This window comes from Streptomyces sp. NPDC052701 (assembly GCF_040678355.1).
Lineage (GTDB): Bacteria > Actinomycetota > Actinomycetes > Streptomycetales > Streptomycetaceae > Streptomyces.
Genome location: NZ_JBFATO010000024.1, coordinates 91706 through 117291, shown reverse-complemented (window position 1 = coordinate 117291; position 25586 = coordinate 91706). Strand labels below are relative to the sequence as shown.

General features: G+C 76.9%; 2 protein-coding genes. Both read right to left on the bottom strand.

What is annotated here, in order from left to right:
• Positions 1-23786 (bottom strand): type I polyketide synthase (locus AB0L29_RS24775; RefSeq protein ID WP_365829946.1); only part of this gene is annotated, 23786 nt, incomplete at its 3' end.
• Positions 23787-24330: 544 nt separating this feature from the next.
• Positions 24331-25398 (bottom strand): glucose-1-phosphate thymidylyltransferase, encoded by a 1068-nt coding sequence (locus AB0L29_RS24770; RefSeq protein WP_365829945.1) that lies wholly within the window; start codon positions 25396-25398, stop codon positions 24331-24333.
• Between the last annotated feature and the right edge of the window lie 188 nt (positions 25399-25586).

Here is a 25586-nt window from a genome sequence, read left to right as displayed (position 1 = left end):
AGCCGCCGCGGTACGCCGCCCCGCGCCGGGCGAGGGAGCGGTCGACCTCGGCGAGGCGTTCCCGGGCGATGACGGAGATCAGCCCGGCGCCGGGCCGGGGCCCGGACCAGGCCGCGCAGCAGCGGCGGCAGCGCGTCGGCGTGCTCGCGCAGCGCGGCCCGGTCGAGGGCCATCGGCAGCAGGACGGCGCGGTCGGAGGCGGCGCCGGCGTCCAGCAGCCGCATGCCGCTCGGCGCGTCGAGGGGCACCATGCCGGTGCGGGCGTGCCGCTCCCGGTCGGCGTCGGTGAGGGTGCCGGTCATGCCCGCGTCCGGGAGCCAGGTGCCCCAGGCGAGGGAGGTGGCGGGCAGGCCTTGGTCGCGCCGGTGCTGGGCGAACGCGTCGAGGAAGGCGTTGGCGGCCGAGTAGTTGGCCTGGCCGGCCCCGCCGAACGTGCCGGCGACGGAGGAGAACACCACGAACCGGGCGAGGTCCAGGTCGCGGGTCAGGTCGTGCAGGGCGACCACGGCGTCGGCCTTGGGCCGCAGCGCGGTCCGCAGCCGCTCGGGCGTCATCGAGGTGACGACGCCGTCGTCGAGGACCCCGGCGGTGTGCACCACCGCGGTGAGCGGCCGGTCGGCGGGGATCGTGCCGAGCAGGCCGGCGAGCGCGTCGCGGTCGGCGACGTCGCAGGCGGCGACGGTCACCTCGGCGCCCAGGGCGGTCAGTTCCTCGCGCAGCGCGGCGGCGCCGGGGGCGTCGGACCCGCTGCGGCTGGCGACGACCAGGTGGCGCACGCCGTGTTCCTCGACCAGGTGGCGGGCGGTCAGGCGGCCGAGTCCGCCGGTGCCGCCGGTGAGCAGGACGGTGCCCCGCGGGTCGGGCGCGGCGGGCAGGGTGAGGACGACCTTGCCGATGTGGCGGGCCTGGCTGAGGTGCCGGAACGCCTCCGGCGCCTGCCGCACGTCCCACGCGGTCACCGGCAGCGGGGTGAGCACACCCTGGGCGAAGAGGTCCATCAGCGCGGTGAGCATCTGCCCGATCCGGTCGGCGCCGGCCTCCACCAGGTCGAAGGCGCGGTACTCGACGCCCGGGTGGTCGGCGGCGACCCGCCGCGCGTCGCGGACGTCGGTCTTGCCCATCTCCAGGAACCGCCCGCCGCGCGGCAGCAGCCGCAGCGAGGCGTCCACGAACTCCCGCGCCAGCGAGTCCAGCACGACGTCCACTCCCCGCCCGCCGGTGGCGTCCAGGAAGGCCCGTTCGAAGTCCAGGTCGCGGGAGGAGGCGAGGTGCGCCTCGTCCAGGCCCGCCGCCCGCAGCGCGTCCCACTTGCCCGGACTCGCGGTGGCGAACACCTCCGCCCCCAGGTGCCGCGCCAGCTGCACCGCCGCCGAACCGACACCGCCGGCGGCCGCATGCACCAGCACCGACCGTCCCGGCCGCAGCCCGCCCAGGTCCACCAGGGCGTAGTAGGCGGTCAGGAACGTGATGGGGACGGTGGCGGCCTGGGCGAAGGACCAGCCCCGCGGGACGTGTGCCAGCAGCCGCTCGTCGGCCACCGCGACCGGGGCGAACGCCCCGGCGAACATGCCCAGCACCCGGTCGCCGGGCGCGAAGCGGGTGACCTCCGCGCCGACCTCGGTGACCACCCCGGCCCCTTCCAGGCCGATCGCGGTCGCCTCGCCCGGGTACATGCCGAGCGCGGTCAGCACGTCGCGGAAGTTCACCCCCGCGGCCCGCACCGCGATCCGCACCTCACGCGGCCCCAGCGGCCCCGCCGCCTGCGGGCACGGGGCGAGCCGCAGGCCCTCCAGCGTGCCCCCGCGCCCGATCTCCAGGCGCCAGGCGTCCGCGCCGGCCGGCGGGACCAGGGCCCGGTCGGCGGCGAGGGGGACGATCCGGGGGGTGGTCACCGCGCCGTCCCGGACGGCGAGTTCGACGGCGTCCGCGCCGAGCGCGGCGGGCAGCGCGGCCGCCGAGGCGGCCGTCCCGTCGGTGTCGGCCAGCACGAAGCGGCCCGGGTTCTCGGAGCAGGCCGAGCGCACCAGGCCCCACAGCGCCGCCTGCACCGGGTCCACGGGCCGCGCGTCGGCCCGTACGGCGCCCCGGGTGACGACGGCCAGCCGGGCGTGGGCGAAGGCCGGTTCCTCCAGCCAGTGCCGGACGGTGCGCAGCATCCGGCCGGCGGCGGTGTGCGCCGCCCGCGCGAGGTCGCCGCCGTGCCCGGCGCCGTCCACTGGGCCGGCGCCGTCCGGCGCGGTGAGCAGCACCGTCCCGGGCACTGCGGCGCCCGTCGCGGCGAGCGCGTCCAGGTCGGGCACGACGTGCGTCCGGAAGCCCGCGTCCCGCAGCGCGGCGGCCAGTTCGCGCGCGGCGCCGTCGCCGACGACCGTCCACGAGGTGTCCGGGGAGGCGGTGCCTGCGGTCCGCGGCGTCCAGTCGAGCTCGTACAGGTGCTGCCGCTGCGGTGCGCCGACGGTGGATCCGGCGATGTCGCCGGTGAGTTCGCGCAGCGTGAGCGCGTCGACGCGGGCGACGGTCCGCCCGGCCGGGTCGGCGAGGGCCAGGCCGATCGACTCGGGGCCGGTCTGCACCATGCGGACGCGCAGCGCCCCGGCGCCGACGGCCTCCAGGCGCACGCCGCTCCAGGAGAACGGCAGCCGTCCGGCCTCCTCCATCGGCACGAACAGCACCGCGTGCAGGGCGGCGTCGAGGAGCGCCGGGTGCAGGTCGAACGCCCCGGCGGCCGGATCGGCGCCGTCGGGCAGCGCCACCTCGGCGAACACCTCCTCGCCCCGCGTCCACACCGCCGACAGCCCCTGGAACAGCGGCCCGTAGAGGTGTCCGCGCTCGGCGAACCGCTCGTAGAAGCCGTCCAGCGCCACCGGCTCGGCGTCCTTCGGCGGCCAGACGGTGAAGTCGTACGGCGGCTCCACGGGCGTCTCCCGGTCCTGCGTCAGAAGTCCGCTGACGTGCAGGGTCCACGGGTCGTCGGCCGGGGCGTCCTCGGGGCGGGCGTGGACGGTCAGGGCGCGGGCGCCGGAGGCGTCGGGGGCTTCGACGCGCAGCTGCACGTGGACGCCGCCGCGCTCGGGCAGGGGCAGCGGGGCGAGGATGGTCAGCTCCTCCACCCGGTCGCACCCGGCGTGCGCCGCGGCGTGCAGGGCCAGGTCGAGGAACCCGGTGGCGGGGAAGAGCGCGGTGCTGGTGAGCGCGTGGTCCTTCAGCCAGGGGTGGCCGCCCAGCGACAGCCGGCCGGTGAACAGGAAGGTGTCGCCGCCGGCGAGTTCGACGGCCGCACCGAGCAGCGGGTGCTGCGCGGCGCGCAGGCCGGCGGAGCCGACGTCGCCGAGCAGGACGGGCGGCCTCGGCCAGTACCGCTGCCGCTGGAAGGCGTAGGTCGGCAGTTGCACCGGGCGGGCGCCGGTCCCGTCGAACAGGCCGGCCCACGCGACGTCGACGCCCTTGGCGAACGCCTGGGCCAGCGCGGCGAGCAGGGCGTCCCGCTCGTCGCGGTCCTTGCGCAGGACGGGTACGAAGAGCAGGTCCGCGGGGTCGGGGACGTTCGTCTGGGCGAGGGCGGTCAGCGTGCCGTCCGGGCCGATCTCCACGAAGCGCGTGACGCCGTGCCCGGCGAGCCACGCCACCCCGTCGGCGAACCGCACCGCCTCGCGGACGTGCCGCACCCAGTACTCCGCCGACTCCAGCTCGCCGGGTGCCGCGGCCCGTCCGGTGACGTTGGAGACCACGGCCATGCGCGCCGGCGCGTAGGCGATGTCCTCGGCGACCTTGCGGAAGTCGGCGAGCATCGGGTCCATCAGCGGGGAGTGGAAGGCGTGGCTGACCCGCAGCCGGGTGGTGCGCCGGCCCCGGCCCGCCAGTTCCTGCGCGACCGCGGTGACGGCCTCCTCGGTGCCGGAGATCACGGTGGCGCGCGGCCCGTTGACCGCCGCCACCGCCACCTCGCCCTCACGGCCCTCCAGCAGCGCCAGCACCTCCTCCTCGGCGGCCTCCACCGCCACCATCGCCCCGCCCGGCGGGAGCTGCTGCATCAGCCGCCCGCGGGCCACCACCAGCCGGCAGGCGTCCGCCAGCGACAGCACTCCGGCCACGTGCGCGGCCGCCAGCTCACCGACGGAGTGACCCATCAGGAAGTCCGGGCGCACGCCCCAGGACTCCACCAGCCTGAAGAGGGCGACCTCCACGGCGAACAGGGCCGGCTGCGTCCAGCGGGTCTCGTCCAGCAGCCCGGCCTCGTCGCCGAAGACGACCCCGCGCAGCTCCTCCCCCACCTCGGCCACCACCGCGTCGAACGCCTCGGCGAACACCGGGAACGCCTCGTACAACTCCCGCCCCATGCCAAGCCGCTGCGCGCCCTGCCCGGAGAACAGGAACGCCGTCTTCCCCTCGCCGCGGAAGGTTCCGGTGACCGTGTGCGGGGCCGGTTCACCGGCGGCGACGGCACGCAGGCCGTCGAGGAGGGCGTCCCTGTCCCCGCCAAGGACGACGGCGCGGTGCTCGAAGGCGGTGCGGGTGGCGGCGAGGGACAGGCCGATGTCGGCGGCGGTGTGCTCGGGGTGTTCCCCTGCGTGGGCCAGCAGACGCTCGGCCTGGGCGTGCAGTGCGGCGCGGCTGCGCGCGGTCACCACCCAGGGGATCGGGGTCCCTTCGGCGGGTTCCCTGGTGGGTTCCCCGGCGGCGGTGTCATCGAGGACGGCCTCTTCGGGGGCGGCCTCCAGGATCAGGTGCGCGTTGGTGCCGCTGATCCCGAACGAGGACACCCCCGCCCGCCGCGGACGCTCCCCCGTCCCCGGCCAGGGCCGGGCCTCGGTCAGCAGCTCCACCGCGCCCGCCTCCCAGTCCACGTGCGAGGACGGCGCGTCCACGTGCAGCGTCGCCGGCAACACCCCGTGCCGCAACGCCAGCACCATCTTCATCACACCCGCCACACCCGCACCCGCCTGCGTGTGACCGATGTTGGACTTCACCGACCCCAGCCACACCGGCCGCTGCGCGTCCCGCCCCTGCCCGTAGGTGGCCAGCAGCGCCTGCGCCTCGATCGGATCACCCAACCGGGTGCCGGTACCGTGCGCCTCCACCGCGTCCACGTCCGCCGGCGACAGGCCCGCATCCGCCAGCGCAGCCCGGATCACCCGCTGCTGGGAGGGCCCGTTGGGCGCGCTCAGACCGTTGGACGCACCGTCCTGGTTGACCGCGCTGCCGCGCACCACCGCCAGCACCGGATGCCCGTTGCGGCGCGCGTCCGACAACCGCTCCACCAGCAGCAGGCCACCGCCCTCGGAGAAGCCGGTGCCGTCCGCCGCGTCCGCGAACGCCTTGCACCGCCCGTCCGCCGCCAGCCCCCGCTGCCGGGAGAAGTCCAGGAACAGACCCGGCGAGGCCATGACGGTGATGCCGCCGGCCAGGGCGAGGTCGCACTCGCCCGACCGCAGGGAGCGCACGGCCAGGTGCAGGGCGACCAGGGAGGCGGAGCAGGCGGTGTCGACGGTCACCGCCGGTCCCTCCAGTCCGAAGGTGTAGGAGAGCCGGCCGGAGACGACGCTGGCCGCGTTGCCGGTGAGCATGTAGCCCTCGAAGTCCTCCTGGGAGGCGGCGAGCATGCCGGTGTAGTCCTGGCCGTTGGTGCCGGCGAAGACGCCGGTGCGGCTGCCGCGCAGGGTGCGCGGGTCGATGCCGGCCCGTTCGAAGGCCTCCCACGCCATCTCCAGCAGCAGCCGCTGCTGCGGGTCCATGGCCGTGGCCTCGCGCGGGGAGATGTTGAAGAACGCCGGGTCGAAGGCGCCGGCGTCCTTCAGGAAGCCGCCGGTGCGGGTGTAGACGCTGCCGGGCCTGCCGGGCTCGGGGTCGTAGAGGGCCTCCAGGTCCCAGCCGCGGTCCTCGGGGAAGGGGGTGAGCGCCTCGTCGCCGTCCAGGAGCAGGCGCCACAGCTGCTCGGGGGTCTCGACGCCGCCGGGGAAGCGGCAGCCCATGGCGACGATGGCGACGGGTTCGTCGTCGCGGGGCGCGGCCGGGCCCGGGGCCCGGTCGTGCGCCGCCGCGGGGGTGCCGGAGACCTGGGCGAGCAGGAAGCCGGCGAGTTCGGTGCAGGTGGGGTGGTCGAAGACGAGGGTGGCGGGCAGCCGCAGGCCGGTGATGCGGTTCATGCCGTTGCGCAGTTCGACGGCGCTCAGCGAGTCGATGCCGAGGTCCGTGAACGGCCGGCCCGGGTCGACGTCCTCGCCGGACGGGTGGCCGAGGACCTTCGCCACGTAGGAACGGACCGTGTCGAGGACGGCGCCCGCGCGCTCGTACTCCGGGAGCCCGGCGAGGCGGGCCGGGAGCGAGGCCGCGTCGGGGGCGGCGGTGCCGGCCGGCTCGCGGGAGGCCTCCAGCGCGCGGCGCGCCGCGGGGAGTTCGTCGAGCAGGTGGCTGGGGCGCGGCCCGGTGAACGCGGGGGCGTAGGTGTCCCAGCGGATGTCGGTGACGACCACGGTGGTGTCGCCGAGGTCCAGGGCGCGGCCGAGGGCCGCGCAGGCCGGTTCGGTGTCCATGGGGTGGACGCCGTAGCGGCGCATGCGGTCGCCGGCCGCGTCGTCGACCATGCCGCCGTCGGCCCACAGGCCCCACGCGAGCGCGGTGGCGGGCAGGCCGAGGGCGCGGCGGCGCTGGGCGAGGGCGTCCAGGAAGGCGTTGCCGGGGGCGTAGTTGCCCAGGCCGGCGCCGCCGAGGACGCCCGCGGTGGAGGAGAACAGCACGAAGGCGGACAGGTCCAGGTCGCGGGTGAGGTCGTGCAGGTTGAGGGCGGCGGCGACCTTGCCGCGCAGCACTGGTTCCATGCGGGCGGGGTCGAGTGCGTCGATCACGCCGTCGTCGAGGGAGCCCGCCGCGTGGAACACGGCGTCCAGGGGGTGCTCGGCGGGGATCGCGTCGAGCAGGGCGCGCAGCGCGTCGCGGTCGGCGACGTCGCAGGCGGCGAGGGTGACGTCCACGCCGCGCGCGGTGAGTTCGTCGCGCAGGGCGCGGGCGCCGGGCGCGTCGGCGCCGCGGCGGCCGGCGAGGACCAGGCGGGTGGCGCCGCGGTCGGCGAGCCAGCGGGCGACGTGGCCGCCGAGGGCACCGGTGCCGCCGGTGACCAGGACGGTGCCGCGCGGGCGCCACTCCTCGGCGGGGGCGAGGCCGGAACCGGCGTGGACCAGGCGCCGGGCGAAGGTGCCGGCGGGGCGGAGCGCGAGCTGGTCCTCGCCGCCGGGGTCGGCGAGGACGGCGGCGAGGCGGGTGCCGGCGCGGGTGTCGAGGACGGCGGGCAGGTCGATCAGGCCGCCCCAGCGTTCGGTGTGCTCCAGGGCCGCGACCCGGCCGAAGCCCCAGACCAGGGCCTGGGTGGCGCTGGTGAGCGGGTCGGAGGGGGCGACGGCGACGGCGCCGCGGGTGGCGCACCACAGCGGGGCGTCGACGTCGAGGTCGCCCAGGGCCTGTACGAGGGCGAGGGTGTGGGCCAGTCCGCGCGGCACGCACGGGTGGTCCGGGTGGGGCCGCTCGTCGAGGGCGAGCAGGGACAGCACCCCGGTCGGCGCCGGGAGCGTGCCGGCGGCGTCGGGTGCGCCGGCGGCGTCGGGTGCGCCGGCGGCGAGGTGGGTGCGCAGCAGTCCGGCCAGGTCCGCGCGGTCCAGGGCCCGGTCGGGCAGGGTGACGAGGTGGACGCGGCGGGCGCCGCCCGCCGCGAGCGCGTCGTGGACCGCGGTGACGAGGTCGTCGCGGCCGGCGTCCGGGGCGAGCAGCAGCCAGGTGCCCGTGAGGGTGCCCGCCGCCCGCTCGGTCAGCGGCGTCCAGGACACGGCGTAGCGCCAGGCCTCGGTGGTGGAACGGGTGCGGCTGGTGCGGCGCCAGGCGGACAGCGCCGGCAGGACCGTGCCGAGCGGCGCGTCGGCCGGTACGTCGAGGGTGCCCGCGAGGGCCTCCAGGTTCTGCCCCTCGACGGCCTCCCAGAAGCGGGCCTCGGCCTCGTCGGTGGCCGGGGCGCCGTCCGCGGCGCGGCCCGCGGCTGCCCGCTCCCTGACGGTGGGCCAGTAGCGGCCGTGCTGGAAGGGGTAGGTCGGCAGGTCGGTGCGGCGGGCGCCGGTGCCGGCGAAGACGGCCTCCCAGTCGACGGCGACACCGTGGACGTGGGCCTCGGCGACGGCGGTGAGGAACTGGCCGAGGCCGCCCTTGTCGCGCCGCAGCGAGCCGAGGACGACGCCGTCGGCGCCGCAGTCGTCGAGGGTCTCGCGCAGGCCGACGGCGAGCACCGGGTGCGGGCCGACCTCGATGAACGTGCGGTGCCCCTCGGCGATCAGGCCGCGCACGGCCTCCTCGAAGCGGACGGTCTCGCGCAGGTTGGTGTACCAGTACTCGGCGTCGAGTTCCCGCGTGTCCTGCCACTGCCCGGTGAGCGTGGAGCGGAACGGGATCTGCGCGTCGCGCGGCGCGATGCCGGCGAGGGCGTCGAGGACGGCGTCCCGGACGGGTTCGACCTGCGGGGAGTGCGAGGCGTAGTCGACGGCGACCTTGCGGGCGCGCACGCCGTCGCCGGTGAGGGCGTCGTACAGCTCGTCGAGCGCGGTGGCCTCGCCGGACACCACGACCGAGGACGGCCCGTTGACGGCGGCCACGGCCAGGCGGTCGGCCCACGGGCGCATCCGGGTGCGCACCTCGGCGGCCGGCAGCGGCACGGACATCATGCCGCCGGTGCCGGCGATGCCGGTGATGGCGCGGCTGCGCAGCGCCACGACGCGGGCGCCGTCCCGCAGGGACAGGGCGCCGGCCACGCAGGCGGCGGCGATCTCGCCCTGGGAGTGGCCGACCACGGCGGCCGGGCGGACGCCGTGGGAGCGCCACAGTCCGGCCAGGGACACCATCACGGCCCACAGCGCGGGCTGCACGACGTCGACGCGGCCGAGGTCGGCGGCGTCCTCGTCGCCGCGCAGCACCGCGGTGAGCGACCAGTCGACGTACGGGGCGAGGGCCTGCTCGCACTGTGCGATCAGGTCGGCGAACACCTCGGACTCGGCGAGGAGTTCACGGGCCATGCCGGCCCACTGGGCGCCCTGCCCGGGGAAGACGAGCACCGGGTCGGCGGCGCGCGGGGCGGTGCCGGTGAGGACGCCCGGCACGTCGAGGGCGTCGCCGGAGGCGAGCGCGTCGAGTGCCCGGTCGAGGTCGGCGGGGCCGGTGGTGAGGACGGCGGCGCGGTGTTCGAAGGCGGAGCGAGTGGTGGCCAGCGAGTAGGCGACGTCGGTCGTGCGCTGCCCGGGGCGGGCGCGCAGGTGGGCGCGCAGGCGTGCGGCCTGCGCGCGCAGCGCGGCGGCGGTGCGGCCGGAGAGGACGGCCGGGACGACGGGCAGCGCGCGGGTGTCCGCCGCGTCCGGGGCGGTCGCGTCCGGGGCGGCCGGTTCGGGGGCCCGTTCCGCCGGGGCCTGTTCGAGGATGACGTGGGCGTTGGTGCCGCTCATGCCGAAGGAGGAGACGCCGGCGCGGCGCGGGTGCCCGGTCTCGGGCCAGGCCCGCTGCTCGGTGAGCAGCCGCACGTGCCCGGCGCTCCAGTCGACGTGCGGGGTGGGCGTGTCGGCGTGCAGGGTGCGCGGCAGCAGGCCCTCGCGCAGGGCGAGCACCATCTTGATGACGCCGCCGACGCCGGCCGCGGCCTGGCTGTGGCCGATGTTCGACTTCAGCGAGCCCAGCCACAGCGGCCGGTCCTCGGGCCGGTCCTGCCCGTAGGCGGCGATGAGGGCCTGGGCCTCGATGGGGTCGCCGAGGGTGGTTCCGGTGCCGTGCGCCTCGACGGCGTCCACGTCCTGCGGGGTCAGCCCGGCGGCGGCCAGGGCGGCGCGGATGACGCGCTGCTGGGAGGGCCCGTTGGGCGCGGTCAGACCGTTGGAGGCGCCGTCCTGGTTGAGGGCGCTGCCGCGCAGCACCGCCAGGACGGGGTGGCCGTTGCGGCGGGCGTCGGAGAGCCGTTCGAGGACGACCATGCCCACGCCCTCGGCCCAGCTCGCGCCGTCGGCGTCGGCGGAGAACGGCTTGCAGCGGCCGTCCGGCGCGAGGGCGCGCTGCCGGCTGAACTCGATGAGCGAGCCGGGGGTCGACATCACGGTGACACCGCCGGCCAGGGCGAGGGAGCACTCGCCCTGGCGCAGGGCCTGCGCGGCCAGGTGCAGCGCGACCAGGCTGGAGGAGCAGGCGGTGTCGACGGACACCGCGGGGCCCTCCAGGCCGAGGGCGTAGGCGATGCGGCCGGACAGGACGCTGGGCGAGTTGCCGGTGCCGACGTAGCCCTCGAAGTCGTCCTCGGCGGCGGCCAGGATCGTGACGTAGTCCTGGTAGGTGACGCCGGCGAAGACGCCGGTGTCGCTGCCGCGGGCGGCGAGCGGGTCGATGCCGGCGCGCTCCAGCGCCTCCCAGGAGGTCTCCAGCAGCAGGCGCTGCTGCGGGTCCATGGCGAGCGCCTCGCGAGGGCTGATGGCGAAGAAGGCCGGATCGAACTGGCTGGCGTCGTGCAGGAATCCGCCTTCGCGGGTGTAGACGGTGCCGGGGTGGTCGGGGTCGGGGTGGTAGAGGCGCTCCGGGTGCCAGTCGCGGTCGGTGGGCAGCGGCGAGATGCCGTCCGCGCCGGCGAGCAGCAGCTCCCACAGCTCCTCGGGGCTGCGCACGCCGCCGGGGTAGCGGCAGGCCATGCCGACGACGACGACCGGGTCGTCGGCGACGGCCGGCAGCGCGGCGGGCGGGGCCGTCTCGCGCGTTCCCGTGCCGAACAGGTCCTCGGCGAGGTGCCGGGCGAGTCCGGCGGGCGTGGGGTGGTCGAAGACGAGGGTCGCCGGGAGGGTGACGCCGAGGGCGGTGCTGAGCCGGTTGCGCAGTTCGACCCCGGTCAGCGAGGTGAAGCCCAGGTCGGTGAAGGGCCGGGCCGGTTCCACCTCGTCGGGGCCGGCGTGGCCGAGGACGGAGGCGACCTCGGCGCGGACGGTGCCCAGCAGCGCGCGTTCCCGTTCGGCCGCGGGCCGGGCCGCCAGCCGTTCCAGGAGGCCGCCGGGCGCCTGCGCGCGGGCGGCGGCACGCCGCCGGGGCGCGGCCGGGTGCGCGGCGGACGCCGCCGGGGCGGGCACGTCGTCCGTGCGCGCGGGGGCGGCGTCCGTGCTCATGCGGGCGGCGTCCGTGCGCGCGGGGGCGGCGTCCGTGCGTGCGGGGGCGGTGACGGGCCGCAGCAGCAGGGTGTCGACGTCGAGGACGGGGTCGCCCACCGCGTCGGCGGCCGTCAGGGACACGGTGTCCGGGCCGGTGCGCACGAGCCGGACGCGCAGGGTGGTGGCGCCGGTGGCGTGCAGCCGGACCCCGCCGGCCGAGAACAGCACGCGCCCCTCGCCCAGGCCGTCGAAGGCGCCGAGGCCGAGCGGGTGCAGGGCCGCGTCCAGCAGCGCCGGGTGCAGGTCGTAGTGCCCGGCCTCCGGCTCGGCGTCCTCGGGGAGGGCGACCTCGGCGTACACCTCGGCACCGCGCCGCCAGGCCGCCTTCAGGCCCCGGAAGACGGGGCCGTAGTCGAGGCCGGCCGCGGCGAGCCGCTCGTAGAGGCCGTCGACGGGCAGTTCCTCCGCCCCGGCCGGCGGCCACGCGGTGAGGGCGGACTCGGCGGCGGGCGGCGGGAGTTCGGCCGACAGCACGCCGCCGGCGTGGCGGGTCCAGGGCGCGTCGGGCCCCGGGGCCCCGCCCCGGCCGTACACGCCGAACGCGCGGGCGCCGCGGGCGTCCGGCTCCGCCACCCGTACCTGCAGCTGCACTCCCCCGTCCTCGGGCAGCACCAGCGGCGCCTCCAGGGTGAGTTCGCGCACCTGGCCGCAGCCGGCGTGGGCGCCGGCCCGCAGGGCGAGCTCGACGAAGGCGGCGCTGGGCACCACCGGCGCGCCGGTGACGCGGTGGGCGGCGAGCCACCGCGGGGAGCGGGCGCGCAGGAGGCCGGTGAGCACCACGGTGGTGCCCACGGCGTCGGGCACGGCCGCGCCGAGCAGCGGGTGGCCGGTGCCGGCCAGTCCGGCGGCGGCCGGGTCGCCGCCGCCCGCGGGGACGTCGAGCCAGTAGCGGCGGTGCTGGAAGGCGTAGGTGGGCAGGTCCACCGGGCGGGCGCCGGGGGCCAGGGCGCGCAGCACGGCCGGCCAGTCGACGGGCACGCCACGGGTGTGCAGGGCGCCCAGCGCGCCGGTCAGGGCGAGGAGTTCGGGGCGGTCGTCGCGCAAGGCGGGCACGGCGAGGTGGCCGGGGCCGGTCCAGCAGGCCTGGGCGAGGGCGGTGAGGGTGGCGTCGGGGCCGAGTTCGAGGTGGCGGTCGACGCCGTTGCGCTCCAGCCAGGCCACGCCGTCGGCGAACCGGACGGCCCGCCGGGCCTGCCGCACCCAGTACTCCGGTGTGGTCAGCTCCCCTTCCGCGGCGGGCAGTCCGGTCACGTCGGAGACGACCGGGATGCGCGGCGCGGCGTAGGAGACGCTCGCGGCCACGGCCCGGAAGTCGTCGAGCATGGGCTCCATGCGCGGCGAGTGGAAGGCGTGGCTGACGCGCAGCCGGGTCGTCCTGCGGCCGTCCGCGGCGAACCGGGCGGCCAGCTCGAGCACCGCGTCCTCGTCGCCGGCCACCACCACGGACCGCGGCCCGTTGACGGCGGCGAGGCCCATCACGTCCTCGCGGCCCGCCAGCAGGGGCGCCACTTCCTCCTCGGAGGCCTGGACGGCGACCATGGCGCCGCCCTCGGGCAGCGCCTGCATCAGCCGGCCGCGGGCGGCGACCAGGCGGCAGGCGTCGGCGAGGCCGAACACGCCCGCCACGTGGGCGGCGGCGATCTCGCCCACGGAGTGGCCGAGCAGGTGGGCGGGGCGCACGCCCCAGGACTCCACCAGCCTGAACAGGGCGACCTCGACGGCGAACAGCGCGGGCTGGGCGAACTCCGTGCGGTTCAGCAGCTCCGCGTCGTCGCCGAAGACCACCTCGCGCAGCGGCCGCGGCAGGTGCCCGTCGAAGTGGGCGCACACCTCGTCGAAGGCGTCGGCGTAGCCGGGGAACGCCTCGTACAGCTCCCGTCCCATGCCGGGGCGCTGGGTGCCCTGCCCGGCGAACAGGAAGGCGGTGGCACCCTCGCCCAGGGTGTCGCCGGTGACGGCGGCGGGCGTGGTCTCGCCCGCGGCGACGGCGGCGAGCCCGCGCAGCAGGTCGTCACGGCTGGCGCCGGTGATCACGGCGCGGTGCTCGAACGCGGAGCGGGTGGTGGCCAGCGCGTGGGCGACGTCGGCCGCGGCGAGGCGAGGGTGCCGGGTGAGGTGGTCCAGGAGGCGGGCGGCCTGGGCGCGCAGGGCGCGGGCGCCGCGCGCCGACACCAGCCAGGGCAGTACGGCGTCCCCGGGCCCGGCCGTCGGCGCGGCGGGCGGGCCGGCGGTCTCGGCCGGGGGTTCCTCCAGGACGACGTGGGCGTTGGTGCCGGAGACGCCGAACGCGGACACGCCCGCCCGGCGGATCCGGCCGGCGCCGCCCGGCCAGGGCACGGGCTCGCGCAGCAGCCGCACCGCACCTGCGGACCAGTCGACCCGGGACGAGGGGGTGCCGGCGTGCAGGGTGCGCGGCAGCAGGCCCTCGCGCAGGGCGAGCACCGTCTTGATGATCCCGGCGGCGCCGGCCGCGGCCTGGGTGTGGCCGATGTTGGACTTCACCGAGCCCAGCCACAGCGGCCGGTCCTCGGGCCGGTCCTGCCCGTAGGCGGCGATGAGGGCCTGCGCCTCGATCGGGTCGCCCAGCACCGTGCCGGTGCCGTGCGCCTCGACGGCGTCCACGTCGGCCGGGGACAGTCCCGCCTCGGCCAGGGCGGCGCGGATCACCCGCTGCTGGGCGGGCCCGTTGGGGGCGGTCAGCCCGTTGGAGGCGCCGTCCTGGTTGACGGCCGAGCCGGCGACGACGGCGAGCACCGGATGCCCGTTGCGGCGCGCGTCGGACAGCCGCTCCACGACCAGCACGCCCACGCCCTCGGACCAGCCGGTGCCGTCGGCGTCGTCGGAGAACGCCTTGCACCGGCCGTCGGCGGCGAGCCCGCCCTGGACGCTGAACTCGACGAACGCACCGGGATCGGCCATGACGGTGACACCGCCGGCGAGGGCGAGGTCGCACTCCCCCGACCGCAGCGACCGCACCGCCAGGTGCAGGGCGACCAGGGCGGACGAGCAGGCGGTGTCCACGGTCACCGCCGGCCCCTCCAGACCGAGCGAGTACGCCACCCGCCCGGAGACCACGCTGCCCGCCTGCCCGGTGAGCAGGTGACCGCCGAGCCCTTCGGGCACCTCCCGCAGGCCGGTGCCGTAGCCGGAGCCGCCGGCGCCGACGAACACGCCGGTGCGGCTGCCCTTGAGCTCCGTCGGGGCGATGCCGGCCCGTTCCAGGGCCTCCCAGGAGGTCTCCAGGACGAGCCGCTGCTGCGGGTCGAGGGCCAGTGCCTCGCGGGGGCTGATGCCGAAGAAGGCCGCGTCGAACCCGGCGGCGTCCCGCAGGAAGCCGCCGGAGAGGGTGTCGCTGGCCGTGCGCAGGGCGTCCAGGTCCCAGCCCCGGTCCTCGGGGAATCCGGAGACCGTGTCCCGCCCGTCGGCCACGACCCGCCACAGGTCCTCGGGCCCGGCCACGCCGCCCGGCAGGCGGCAGCCCATGCCGACGATGACGACCGGGTCCGTGCCGGCCGCCGCGACGGCCCGCTCCGCCCGGGCGGAGGTGTCCCGCGGACCGAACAGTTCGTCGTGCAGGTGCGCGGCGACGGCCTGGGGGGTCGGGTGGTCGAAGACGAGGGTGGGCGGCAACGCGACCCCGGTGGCCGCGGTGAGGGCGTTGCGCAGTTCCACGGCGGTCAGGGAGTCGAAGCCCGTTTCGCGGAAGGCCCGGCCCGCGGCGACCGCCGCCGGCTCGGCGTGTCCCAGCACGGTCGCCGCGTGCCGCCGCACCAGCTCCAGCAGGGCCGTGCCGCGCTCGTCCTCCGGCAGCCCCGCCAGCCGCTCCCGCAGCTCCGTACCGGCCGGGGCGGCCTGCGCGGCGGGCGCGGAGCCCTCCAGGGCGCGGGCGGCCGCCGGGACGGCGGACAGCAGCGGGCTGGGGCGGCCGGTGGTGAACGCCGGGGCGAACCGCTCCCAGTCCACGTCGGCCACGACGACCGCGGTGTCGTCGAGGTGCAGCGCCCGGCCGAGCGCGCGCAGGGCCGCGTCCGGGTCGAGCGGCAGCAGGCCGCGCCGGCGCAGCAGGTCCTGCGCCTCGGCACCGGCGGCCATGCCGCCGCCGTCCCAGGGGCCCCAGGCGACGGCGGTGGCGGGCAGCCCCTGCGCCCGGCGGGCCTGCGCGAGCCCGTCGAGGTGGGCGTTGGCCGCCGCGTACGCGGCCTGGCCGCCGCTGCCCCAGACACCGGCGATGGAGGAGAACAGCACGAACGTGCCGAGGTCGGTGCCGCGGGTCAGCTCGTCCAGGTGCGCGGCGGACTGCGCCTTCGCGCGCAGGACGCGGGTGAGCTGCCGCGGGGTCAGGTCGGCGAGGACGGTGTCGTCGAGAACGCCGGCGGCGTGCACGATCCCGTCCACCGGGTGCGCGGCCAGCAGGCGGGCCACGGCCTCACGGTCGGCCAGGTCGCAGGCCGTGACCGTGACGCTCGCGCCCCGGCCCTCCAGGTCGGCCACCAGGTCGGCGGCGCCGGGGGCCTCGGGGCCCCGGCGGCCGGCCAGCACCAGTTCCCGGGTGCCGTGCTCGGCCAGCCAGCGGGCCACCCGCGCCCCCAGGGCGCCGGTGCCGCCGGTGACCAGCACCCGCCGCGGGGCGCTCCACCGCCCCTCGGGCGCGCCGGACGCGGGGACCGGGGCGAGACGGCGGGCGAAGGCACGGCCACCGCGGACGGCGACCTGGTCCTCGGCACCGGACGCCAGGACGGCCGCGACCCGCGCGAGCGTCCGGCGCTCGGGCGAGCGGGGCACGTCCAGCAGGCCGCCCCAGCGTTCGGGGTGCTCCAGCGCGGCCACCCGGCCCAGACCCCACACGGCCGCCTGCTCCGGGTCGACGACGCCCTCACCGGCCGTGCCGACCGCGACCGCGCCGGAGGTGACGACCCACAGCGGAGCCGACAGGCCCGCATCGCCGAGGGCCTGGACCAGGCCCAGCGCCGGCACCGGACCGCGCAGGCCGGACAGCACCCCGGCCACGGCGCCCGCCGCGGCGGCCGATGCCAGGACGCCGGCCAGTTCCCCGCGTCCCGCGTCCGGCGGGCAGGCCACCCGCTCGGCACCCGGCAGGAACTCCTCGATCCCCGCCAGGGCGCCCTCCTCGCCCTCGGGGTGGAGCAGCAGCCAGCGGCCCGGCACGGCGGCGGGACCGGAGGCGGTGTCCGGGACACGCTCCCACGTCACGCGGTAACGCCAGCCGTCGACCGCCGCCTGTGCCACCCGCCCACGCCGCCACGCGCTCAACGCGGGCACCACGTCGCCGAGTTCGGGTTCCGTCACGCCGAGCACCCCGGCGAGCCGCCGCGCGTCCCCGTCCTCCACGGCCGCCCAGAAGTCGGCGTCGACGGAGTCCGACGGCCCGGTGTGCTCGGTGTGCTCGGTGTGCTCGGTGTGCTCGGGAGCCTTCGTCTCCGGCCAGTACCAGGCCCGCCGGAAGGCGTACGTCGGCAGCTCGGCCGGCCGTACGCCCGCGAAGAGCCCCGGCCAGGCGATGGGAGCCCCGCTCACGTGCAGGGCCGCCAGCGCGGCCACGACGGTGTCCGTCTCGTCGCGGTCCTTGCGGAGGGTGGGGGTGAGGAGCAGGCCGGTGGTGTCGGAGAGGTTCGTCTGGGCCAGGGCGGTCAGCGTGCCGTCCGGGCCGATCTCCACGAAGCGCGTGACGCCGTGCCCGGCCAGCCAGGACACGCCGTCGGCGAAGCGCACCGCCTCCCGCACGTGCCGGACCCAGTACTCCGGAGTGGTCAAGTCGTCGTCCTCGGCCGGGCGTCCGGTGAGGTTGGAGACGACCGGGATGGCCGGGGGCGCGTAGGAGATGCCCGCGGCGACCTGGCGGAAGTCGGCGAGCATCGGGGCCATCAGCGGGGAGTGGAAGGCGTGGCTGACCCGCAGGCGGGTGGTGCGCCGGCCCCGGCCCGCCAGCGCTTCCGCGACCGCGGTGACGGCCTCCTCGGTGCCGGAGATCACGGTGGCGCGCGGCCCGTTGACCGCCGCCACCGCCACCTCACCCTCACGGCCCTTGAGCAGCGGCAGGACCTCGTCCTCGGCGGCCTCCACCGCCACCATCGCCCCGCCCGGCGGGAGCTGCTGCATCAGCCGGCCGCGGGCCACCACCAGACGGCACGCGTCCGCCAGCGACAGCACCCCGGCCACGTGCGCGGCCGCCAGCTCTCCGATGGAGTGACCGACCAGGAAGTCCGGGCGTATGCCCCAGGACTCCACCAGCCTGAAGAGGGCGACCTCCACCGCGAACAGGGCCGGCTGCGTCCAGCGGGTCTGGTCCAGCAGCCCGGCCTCGTCGCCGAAGACGACCCCGCGCAGCTCCTCCCCCACCTCGGCCACCACCGCGTCGAACGCCTCGGCGAACACCGGGAAGGCCTCGTACAACTCCCGCCCCATGCCCAGCCGCTGGGCGCCCTGCCCCGAGAACAGGAACGCCGTCCTGCCCTCGGAGACGGCGCCCCGGGTCACGTTGGACGCGGCCTCACCGGCCGCCAGGGCCGCCAGTCCGGCCAGCAGTTCCGCACGGTCCGCGCCGCGCACCACGGCCCGGTCCTCGAACGCCGAACGCGTGGTCGCCAGCGCCGCGGCCACCTCGGCGACGTCCAGGTCGGGGTGGGCACGGACGTGGTCGACGAGCCTGGCCGCCTGGGCGCGCAGGGCGTCGGTGCTGCGGCCGGACAGCACCCAGGGCACGACCGGCAGGGGCATGGGGGTGTCGTCGGTGTCGGGGGCGGCCGGTTCCGCGGGGGCGGCCTCCAAGATGACGTGCGCGTTGGTGCCGCTCAGGCCGAAGGAGGACACCCCCGCCCGCCGCGGACGCTGCTCCGTGGCCGGCCAGGGCCGGGCCTCGGTCAGCAGCTCCACCGCGCCCGCCTGCCAGTCCACGTGCGAGGACGGCGCGTCCACGTGCAGCGTCGCCGGCAGCAGACCGTGCCGCAACGCCAGCACCATCTTCATCACACCCGCCACACCCGCCGCCGCCTGGGTGTGGCCCAGGTTGGACTTCACCGACCCCAGCCACACCGGCCGCTGCGCGTCCCGGTCCTGCCCGTAGGTGGCGATCAGCGCCTGCGCCTCGATCGGATCCCCCAGCCGGGTGCCCGTGCCGTGCGCCTCCACCGCGTCCACATCCGCCGGCGACAGGCCCGCATCGGCCAGCGCCGCCCGGATCACCTTCTCCTGGGAAGGCCCGTTGGGCGCGGTCAAACCGTTGGAGGCACCGTCCTGGTTGACCGCCGTGCCCCGGACGACGGCCAGCACCCGGTGCCCGTTGCGGCGCGCCTGCGACAACCGCTCCACCACCAGCACACCCACACCCTCGGACCAGCCGGTGCCGTCCGCGCCCTCGGCGAACGCCTTGCACCGTCCGTCCCCGGCCAGACCCCCCTGCCGCGAGAACTCCACGAACGCCCCCGGCGTCGACATCACCGTCACACCACCGACCAGCGCCATCTCGCACTCACCCGAGCGCAGCGAGCGCACCGCCCAGTGCAACGCCACCAGCGAGGACGAACACGCGGTGTCCACCGTCACCGCCGGACCCTCCAGGCCCAGCACATACGCCACCCGGCCCGACACCACACTGGCCGCGTTGCCGGTGCCCACATAACCGCCGTAATCGGCGTAGTCACCACCCGAAACCGTCAACAGCACCGGATAGTCCTGGCCGTTGGTGCCCGCGAAGACACCCACCCGGCGCCCGCGCAGCGACCGCGGATCCACCCCGGCCCGCTCCACCGCCTCCCACGCCGCCTCCAGCAACAGACGCTGCTGCGGATCCATCGCCACAGCCTCACGCGGAGAAATCCCGAAAAACTCCGCGTCGAAGGCGCCGACCTCGTTCAGGAAGCCGCCGAGGCGAGCACTGCTGGTGTAGGGGTTGTCCGGGCCGGAGGCGAAGAGGGCGTCGAGGTCCCAGCCGCGGTCGTCGGGAAAGTCGCCGATGCCGTCACCGCCCTCGGCCAGCAGCCGCCACAACGCCTCCGGCGAGTCCGCGCCCCCCGGGAAACGGCACGCCATCCCCACGATCGCGACCGGATCGTCCACCGCCGCCGACCCGCCGGGCGACGGCTCCACCGCAGCGGGGGCACCGTTCCCCCCGCCCAGCTCCCGCACCAGCCACTCCGCCAGCGCCAGCGGCGTCGGACGGTCGAACACCACCGTCGCCGGCAGCACCACCCCGCACTCCGCCGCCAGCACATTGCGCAGCTCCACCGCCAGCAGCGAGTCCACACCCAGATCACGAAACGCCCGCTCCGCCGGCACCGCGCCCGCACCCGCATACCCCAGCACCGAAGCCGCCCGCGCCCGCACCAGTGCCAGCACTTCCCGCAGCCGGTCCTCGGGCGTCAGGCCGGCCAGACGTGCGCGCAGGCCGGTGGCGGGGGCGGTGTCGGCGCTGTCGTGACGGGGGTCGGCGGACGCCCGGTACACCTCGGTGAGCAACGGGCTGGGGCGTACGGCGGTGAAGGCGGGGCCGAACCGCTGCCAGTCGACGTCGGCGACGAGCGGGGCCGCCGTCTGCGCGGCGACGCAGGCGCCCAGCGCGTCGAGGGCGGCCCCTGGGGTGAGGAGGCGTACGCCGCCGCGCCGCTGCCGGTTCTCCGCCGAGGTGTCGGCGGCCATGCCGCCGCCCGCCCACGGTCCCCAGGCGACGGAGGTGGCGGGCAACCCCTCCGCGCGCCGCCGCTCGGCCAGGGCGTCGAGCATGGCGTTGGCGGCGGCGTAGTTGGCCTGCCCGGCGGAGCCGACGGTGCCGGCGAAGGAGGAGAAGAGGACGAAGGCGTCGAGTTCCCGCTCCCGGGTCAGTTCGTCGAGGTGGCGGGCGGCGGTCGCCTTGGCCCGGAACACCGTGTCGAACCGCTCCGGGGTGAGGCCGTCCACGACCCCGTCGGCCAGGACGCCGGCCGCGTGCAGCACGGCGTCGACCGGGTGCGCCGCCAGCAGTTCGCGGACGGCGTCGCGGTCCGACACGTCGCACGTGGCGAAGGTGACCCGGGCGCCCGCGGCGGTGAGTTCGGCCTCCAGCTCGGCCGCACCGGGGGCCCGGTCCCCGCGTCGGCCGACGAGGACGAGGTGCTCGGCGCCGTGCTCGGCTGCCCAGCGGGCGACCCGGCCGCCCAGGGCTCCCGTACCGCCGGTGATCAGCACGGTCCCGCGCGGCACCCACGGCTCCTCGGGGGCGGACGCGGCGGGGACCAGCCGCCTCCCCAGGACACCGCCGGCGCGGACGGCCACCTGGTCCTCCGGGGCACCGGAGTCGGAGCGGGCACCGGAGAGCACTGCGACGAGCCGGGCCGCGGAGCGCCGGTCCAGCGTCTCGGGCAGGTCCACCAACCCGCCCCAGCGGTCCGGGTGTTCGAGCGCGGCCACCCGGCCCAGGCCCCACACGGCGGCCTGCTCCGGGCGCGGCGCGGCGTCGGCGCTCCCGGCGGCCACGGCGCCGCGCGTCACGACCCACAGCGGCGCCGCGACACCGGCGTCGCCGAGCGCCTGGATCAGGAGGGTGGTGGCGAGGACTCCCTCCGGCGTCGTGCCGTCGCCCGTGCACGACGCCGGGGTCGAGAGGACACCGGCCACGGCCGTGCCGTCGGCGGCCGCGGAGAGCCGCCGCGCCAGTTCCTCGCGCGTGTCACCGGGCTGCCGTACGACGCTGACGACCTCCGCTCCGGCCGTCCGGAGCGCGGAAAGCAGGGCATCGTCCCCGTCGGCCGGCTCCGCCGTGCCGACGACCAGCCAGCGGCCCGTCAGACGCGCCTCGTCGGGGAGTCCCGTCACCGGCCGCCACACGATGTCGTAGCGGACTCCGGTCTCCGGTGCCGGTGCCCCGTCGGCCCGGTAGGAGCGTTCGAGCCAGTAGCGGTCGCGGCGGAAGACGTACGTCGGCAGCTCCACCGCCTCGGCGCCGGGCAGCAGCGCCGACCAGTCGACGGGCTGGCCGTGGACGTGCAGGCGGCCGAGCGTGGCGAGCAACTGCTCGGCTTCGTCGCGGTCCTTGCGGAGGGTGGGGGTGAACAGCAGATCGACGACGGTGGTGTCGGGGACGTTGGTCTGGGCCAGGGCGGTCAGCGTGCCGTCCGGACCGATCTCCACGAAACGGGTCACGCCGTGCCCGGCCAGCCAGGACACTCCGTCGGCGAAACGGACCGCCTCGCGCACGTGCCGCACCCAGTACTCCGGGGTGGTCAGATCGTCGCCCTCGGCCGGGCGTCCGGTCACGTTGGAGACCACCGGAACCACCGGCGGGCTGTAGGAGATGCCCGCGGCGACCTGGCGGAAGTCGGCCAGCATCGGCTCCATCAGCGGGGAGTGGAAGGCGTGGCTGACCCGCAGGCGGGTGGTGCGCCGGCCCCGGCCCGCCAGTTCCTGCGCGACCGCGGTGACGGCCTCCCCGGTGCCGGAGACCACGGTGGCGCGCGGCCCGTTGACCGCCGCCACCGCCACCTCGCCCTCACGGCCCTCCAGCAGCGCCAGCACCTCCTCCTCGGCGGCCTCCACCGCCACCATCGCCCCACCGGAAGGCAGCTGCTGCATCAGCCGGCCGCGGGCCACCACCAGCCGGCACGCGTCCGCCAGCGACAGCACCCCGGCCACGTGCGCCGCCGCCAGCTCACCGACGGAGTGACCGACCAGGAAGGCCGGGCGCACGCCCCAGGACTCCACCAGCCGGAACAGGGCGACCTCCACCGCGAACAGGGCCGGCTGCGTCCAGCGGGTCTCGTCCAGCAGCCCGGCCTCGTCGCCGAAGACGACCCCGCGCAGCTCCTCCCCCACCTCGGCCACCACCGCGTCGAACGCCTCGGCGAACACCGGGAAGGCCTCGTACAGCTCCCGCCCCATGCCCAGCCGCTGGGCGCCCTGCCCCGAGAACAGGAACGCCGTCTTCCCCTCGCTCCGGGTGGAGCCGGTGATGACGTGTTCCGTGGTGCGGCCCTGGGCGAGGGCGCCGAGGCCGGTCAGGAGGTCGTCGTGGCCGGTGCCGAGGAGGGCGGCGCGGTGGCTGAAGGCGGTGCGGGTGGTGGCCAGGGACCAGGCGAGGTCGTAGGGGTCGGTGCCGGGGCGGGCGGTCAGGTGGGCGGCGAGGCGGGCGGCCTGGGCCCGGAGGGCGTCCTCGTCGCGGCCCGAGACCACCCACGGCAGCAGGGGCAGGCGGGCCCGGGCGGGCGGGGTGTCGTCGGCCGCGGGGGCGGGCTCGGGGGCCTGTTCCAGGATGGCGTGGGCGTTGGTGCCGGAGAGGCCGAAGGCGGAGACGCCGACCCGGCGGGGGTGGTCGGTGTCCGGCCAGTCGACGCCCTCGGTGAGCAGGCGGATGTGGCCGGCGGTCCAGTCGACGCGGCTGGAGGGCCGGTCGGCGTACAGGGTGGGCGGCAGGACGCTGTGCCGGAGCGCGAGGACGGCCTTGATGACGCCGACGACGCCGGCGGCGGCCTGGGTGTGGCCGATGTTGGACTTGGCGGAGCCCAGCCACAGGGGGCGGTCCGGGGTGCGGCCCTGCCCGTAGGTGGCGAGCAGGGCCTGGGCCTCGATGGGGTCACCGAGGGGGGTGCCGGTGCCGTGCGCCTCGACGGCGTCGACCTCGGTGGCGAGCAGGCCGGCGTCGGCGAGCGCGGCGAGGATGACGCGCTGCTGGGAGGGGCCGTTGGGGGCGGTCAGGCCGTTGGAGGCGCCGTCCTGGTTGACGGCGGAGCCGCGCAGCACGGCGAGGACGCGGTGGTTGTTGCGGCGGGCGTCGGAGAGGCGTTCGACGACGACCATGCCGACGCCCTCGGCCCAGCCGGTGCCGTCGGCGTCGTCGGAGAAGGCCTTGCAGCGGCCGTCGGCGGCCAGTCCGCCCTGACGGTCGAACTCGAGGAAGGCGCCGGGTCCGGACATGACGGTCACGCCGCCGACCACGGCGAGGGAGCACTCGCCGGAGCGCAGTGCGCGGGCCGCGAGGTGGAGGGCGACCAGGGAGGAGGAGCAGGCGGTGTCGACGGTGACGGCGGGGCCCTCCAGGCCGAGCGCGTAGGCGACGCGGCCGGAGACCACGGACATGGAGTTGCCGGTGAGCAGGTGACCGCGGACGTCGTCGGGGACCTCGCGCAGGCCGGAGCTGTAGCCCTGGTCGCTGCAGCCGACGAAGACGCCGGTGCGGCTGCCGCGCAGGGTGGCCGGGTCGATGCCGGCGCGTTCCAGCGCCTCCCAGGAGGTCTCCAGCAGCAGGCGCTGCTGCGGGTCCATGGCGAGCGCCTCGCGCGGGGAGATGCCGAAGAAGGCGGCGTCGAAGCGGTCGGCGTCGTGCACGAAGCCGCCCCGGCGGCCGGTGTCGGGGCCGGTGCCGAGGTCCCAGCCGCGGTCGGTGGGCCAGTCGGTGACGGCATCGGTGCCGCCGGCGAGCAGCTCCCAGAAGTCCTCCGGGGAGCGGACGCCGCCGGGCAGCCGGCAGCTCATGCCGACGACGGCGACGGGTTCGTGCTCCCGGGCCTCGGCTTCGCGGAGCTTGCGGCGGGTTTCGTGCAGATCGGCGGTGACCCGCTTGAGGTAGTCCCGAAGCCGCGCTTCATTCGTCCGCGCTTCATTCGTCATGGACTGCCCCCATGGTGGTCGGTGACGGAACGGATGCACACCGCGCGGGAGCTTCGGCCGGTCGTACCGGGAGAGCCGGATCGGCGCTGGCGCGTGCTGTTCACCTCGTGCGGTGGGGACAGCATGACCTGCGGCGGGGGCCTGTTTCGGCTCCGGGCGGCGTTGTCTGGGGAAACCCTTGGAAATCATCGCCGCAGGCCGGAGCGGTGGTCGCCGGGCGGGCCCGGGCGCGTCCCGGGCGCCGGCCGGGCCGGGCCGTCACGGCCCTCTCCCCCGCGGCGCGCCGGACGAGACGGCGCCGTCCCGGGCGGCCCGCCGGCCCGCCGCCGCGTGCGCGCGGCCGCGCGGTCGGTCGTACGGGGGGGGCAGTCGGTCGTACAGGGGTGGTCGGTCGTACGGGGGCGGTCGTCCCGTCCCGCCCGTCCGCACGGCGTCCGTCAGTGGTACGGGGGCCGGACCTCCTTCTCCAGCGCCTCGCGCAGGCCCGCGGCGGCGGCGTCGCGTCCGGCGGCGACCGCGGTGACGGCGAGGAGGCGTACGGGACTCATGCGGGCAGGTGGACCCGTCCGTGGTCGCCGATGACGAGGCGGTGGGTGGCGGGCAGGCGGGGCGCGAGGGAGACCTGCACGTTGCGTCCGATGAGGGAGGCCTCGACGCGGCGGACGCCCTCGAGGGAGGAGTCGCGCAGGACGATGGAGTACTCGATCTCGCTGCCGGTGATGCGGCAGCTCTCGGCGACGCTGGTGGAGGGGCCGATGTAGGAGTCGGTGACGACGCTGCCGGCGCCGATGACGGCGGGGCCGACGATGCGGGAGCCGCGGATGTGCGCGCCGGCCTCGACGCGGACGCGGCCGATGATCTCGCTGGCGTCGTCGACGTGACCGTCGATGCGCCTGTCCTGCCGCTCCAGCAGGATGCGGTTGACCTCCAGCATGTCCGTGACGTTGCCGGTGTCCTTCCAGTAGCCGGTGATGACCGTGGAGCGGACGCCGAGGCGCTGGTCGACCATCCACTGCAGGGCGTCGGTGATCTCCAGTTCGCCGCGCCCGGAGGGGGTGATGGCGCGGACGGCGTCGTGGATGCGGGGGCCGAAGAGGTAGACGCCGGCGACGGCGAGGTCGCTGCGCGGCCGGCGGGGTTTCTCCTCCAGGGCGGTGACGCGGCCCTGGGCGTCGACGACGGCGACGCCGAAGGCGGTGGGGTCGGGGACGCGGGTGAGCAGGATGTGCGCGTCGCAGCGGTCCTTGCGGAACTCGTCGACGACGTCGGTGATGCCGTCCAGGACGAAGTTGTCGCCGAGGTACATCACGAAGTCGTCGTCGCCGAGGAAGTCCCGGGCGATCAGCACGGCGTGGGCGAGTCCGAGGGGTTCGCTCTGCGGGATGAAGGTGATGTCGAGGCCGAAGCGGGAGCCGTCGCCGACGGCCGCCTCGATCTCCGCGGCGGTGCTGCCGACGATGACGCCGACCTCCCTGATCCCGGCGGCGGCGATGGCTTCGAGGCCGTAGAACAGGATGGGTTTGTTGGCGACCGGGACCAGTTGCTTGCTGGAGGTGTGGGTGATCGGCCGCAGCCGCGTGCCGGATCCCCCCGCGAGCACAAGAGCCTTCACAGTTCCGTCCGTCCAGGTGGTGGGGTGGGGGTGGCCGGGGAGGCGGCGCTTCGGTCTCCCCGGATGTGCGGAGCGGGGGGGGGGGGGCGGGCCGGGGGGGGGGGGCCCCGGGGGGGGGGGGGGGCCCCGCCCCCCCCCCCGGACGCCGCGCCGGTGAACGGCGCCCCCCCCCGCCCCCCCGCCCGGGC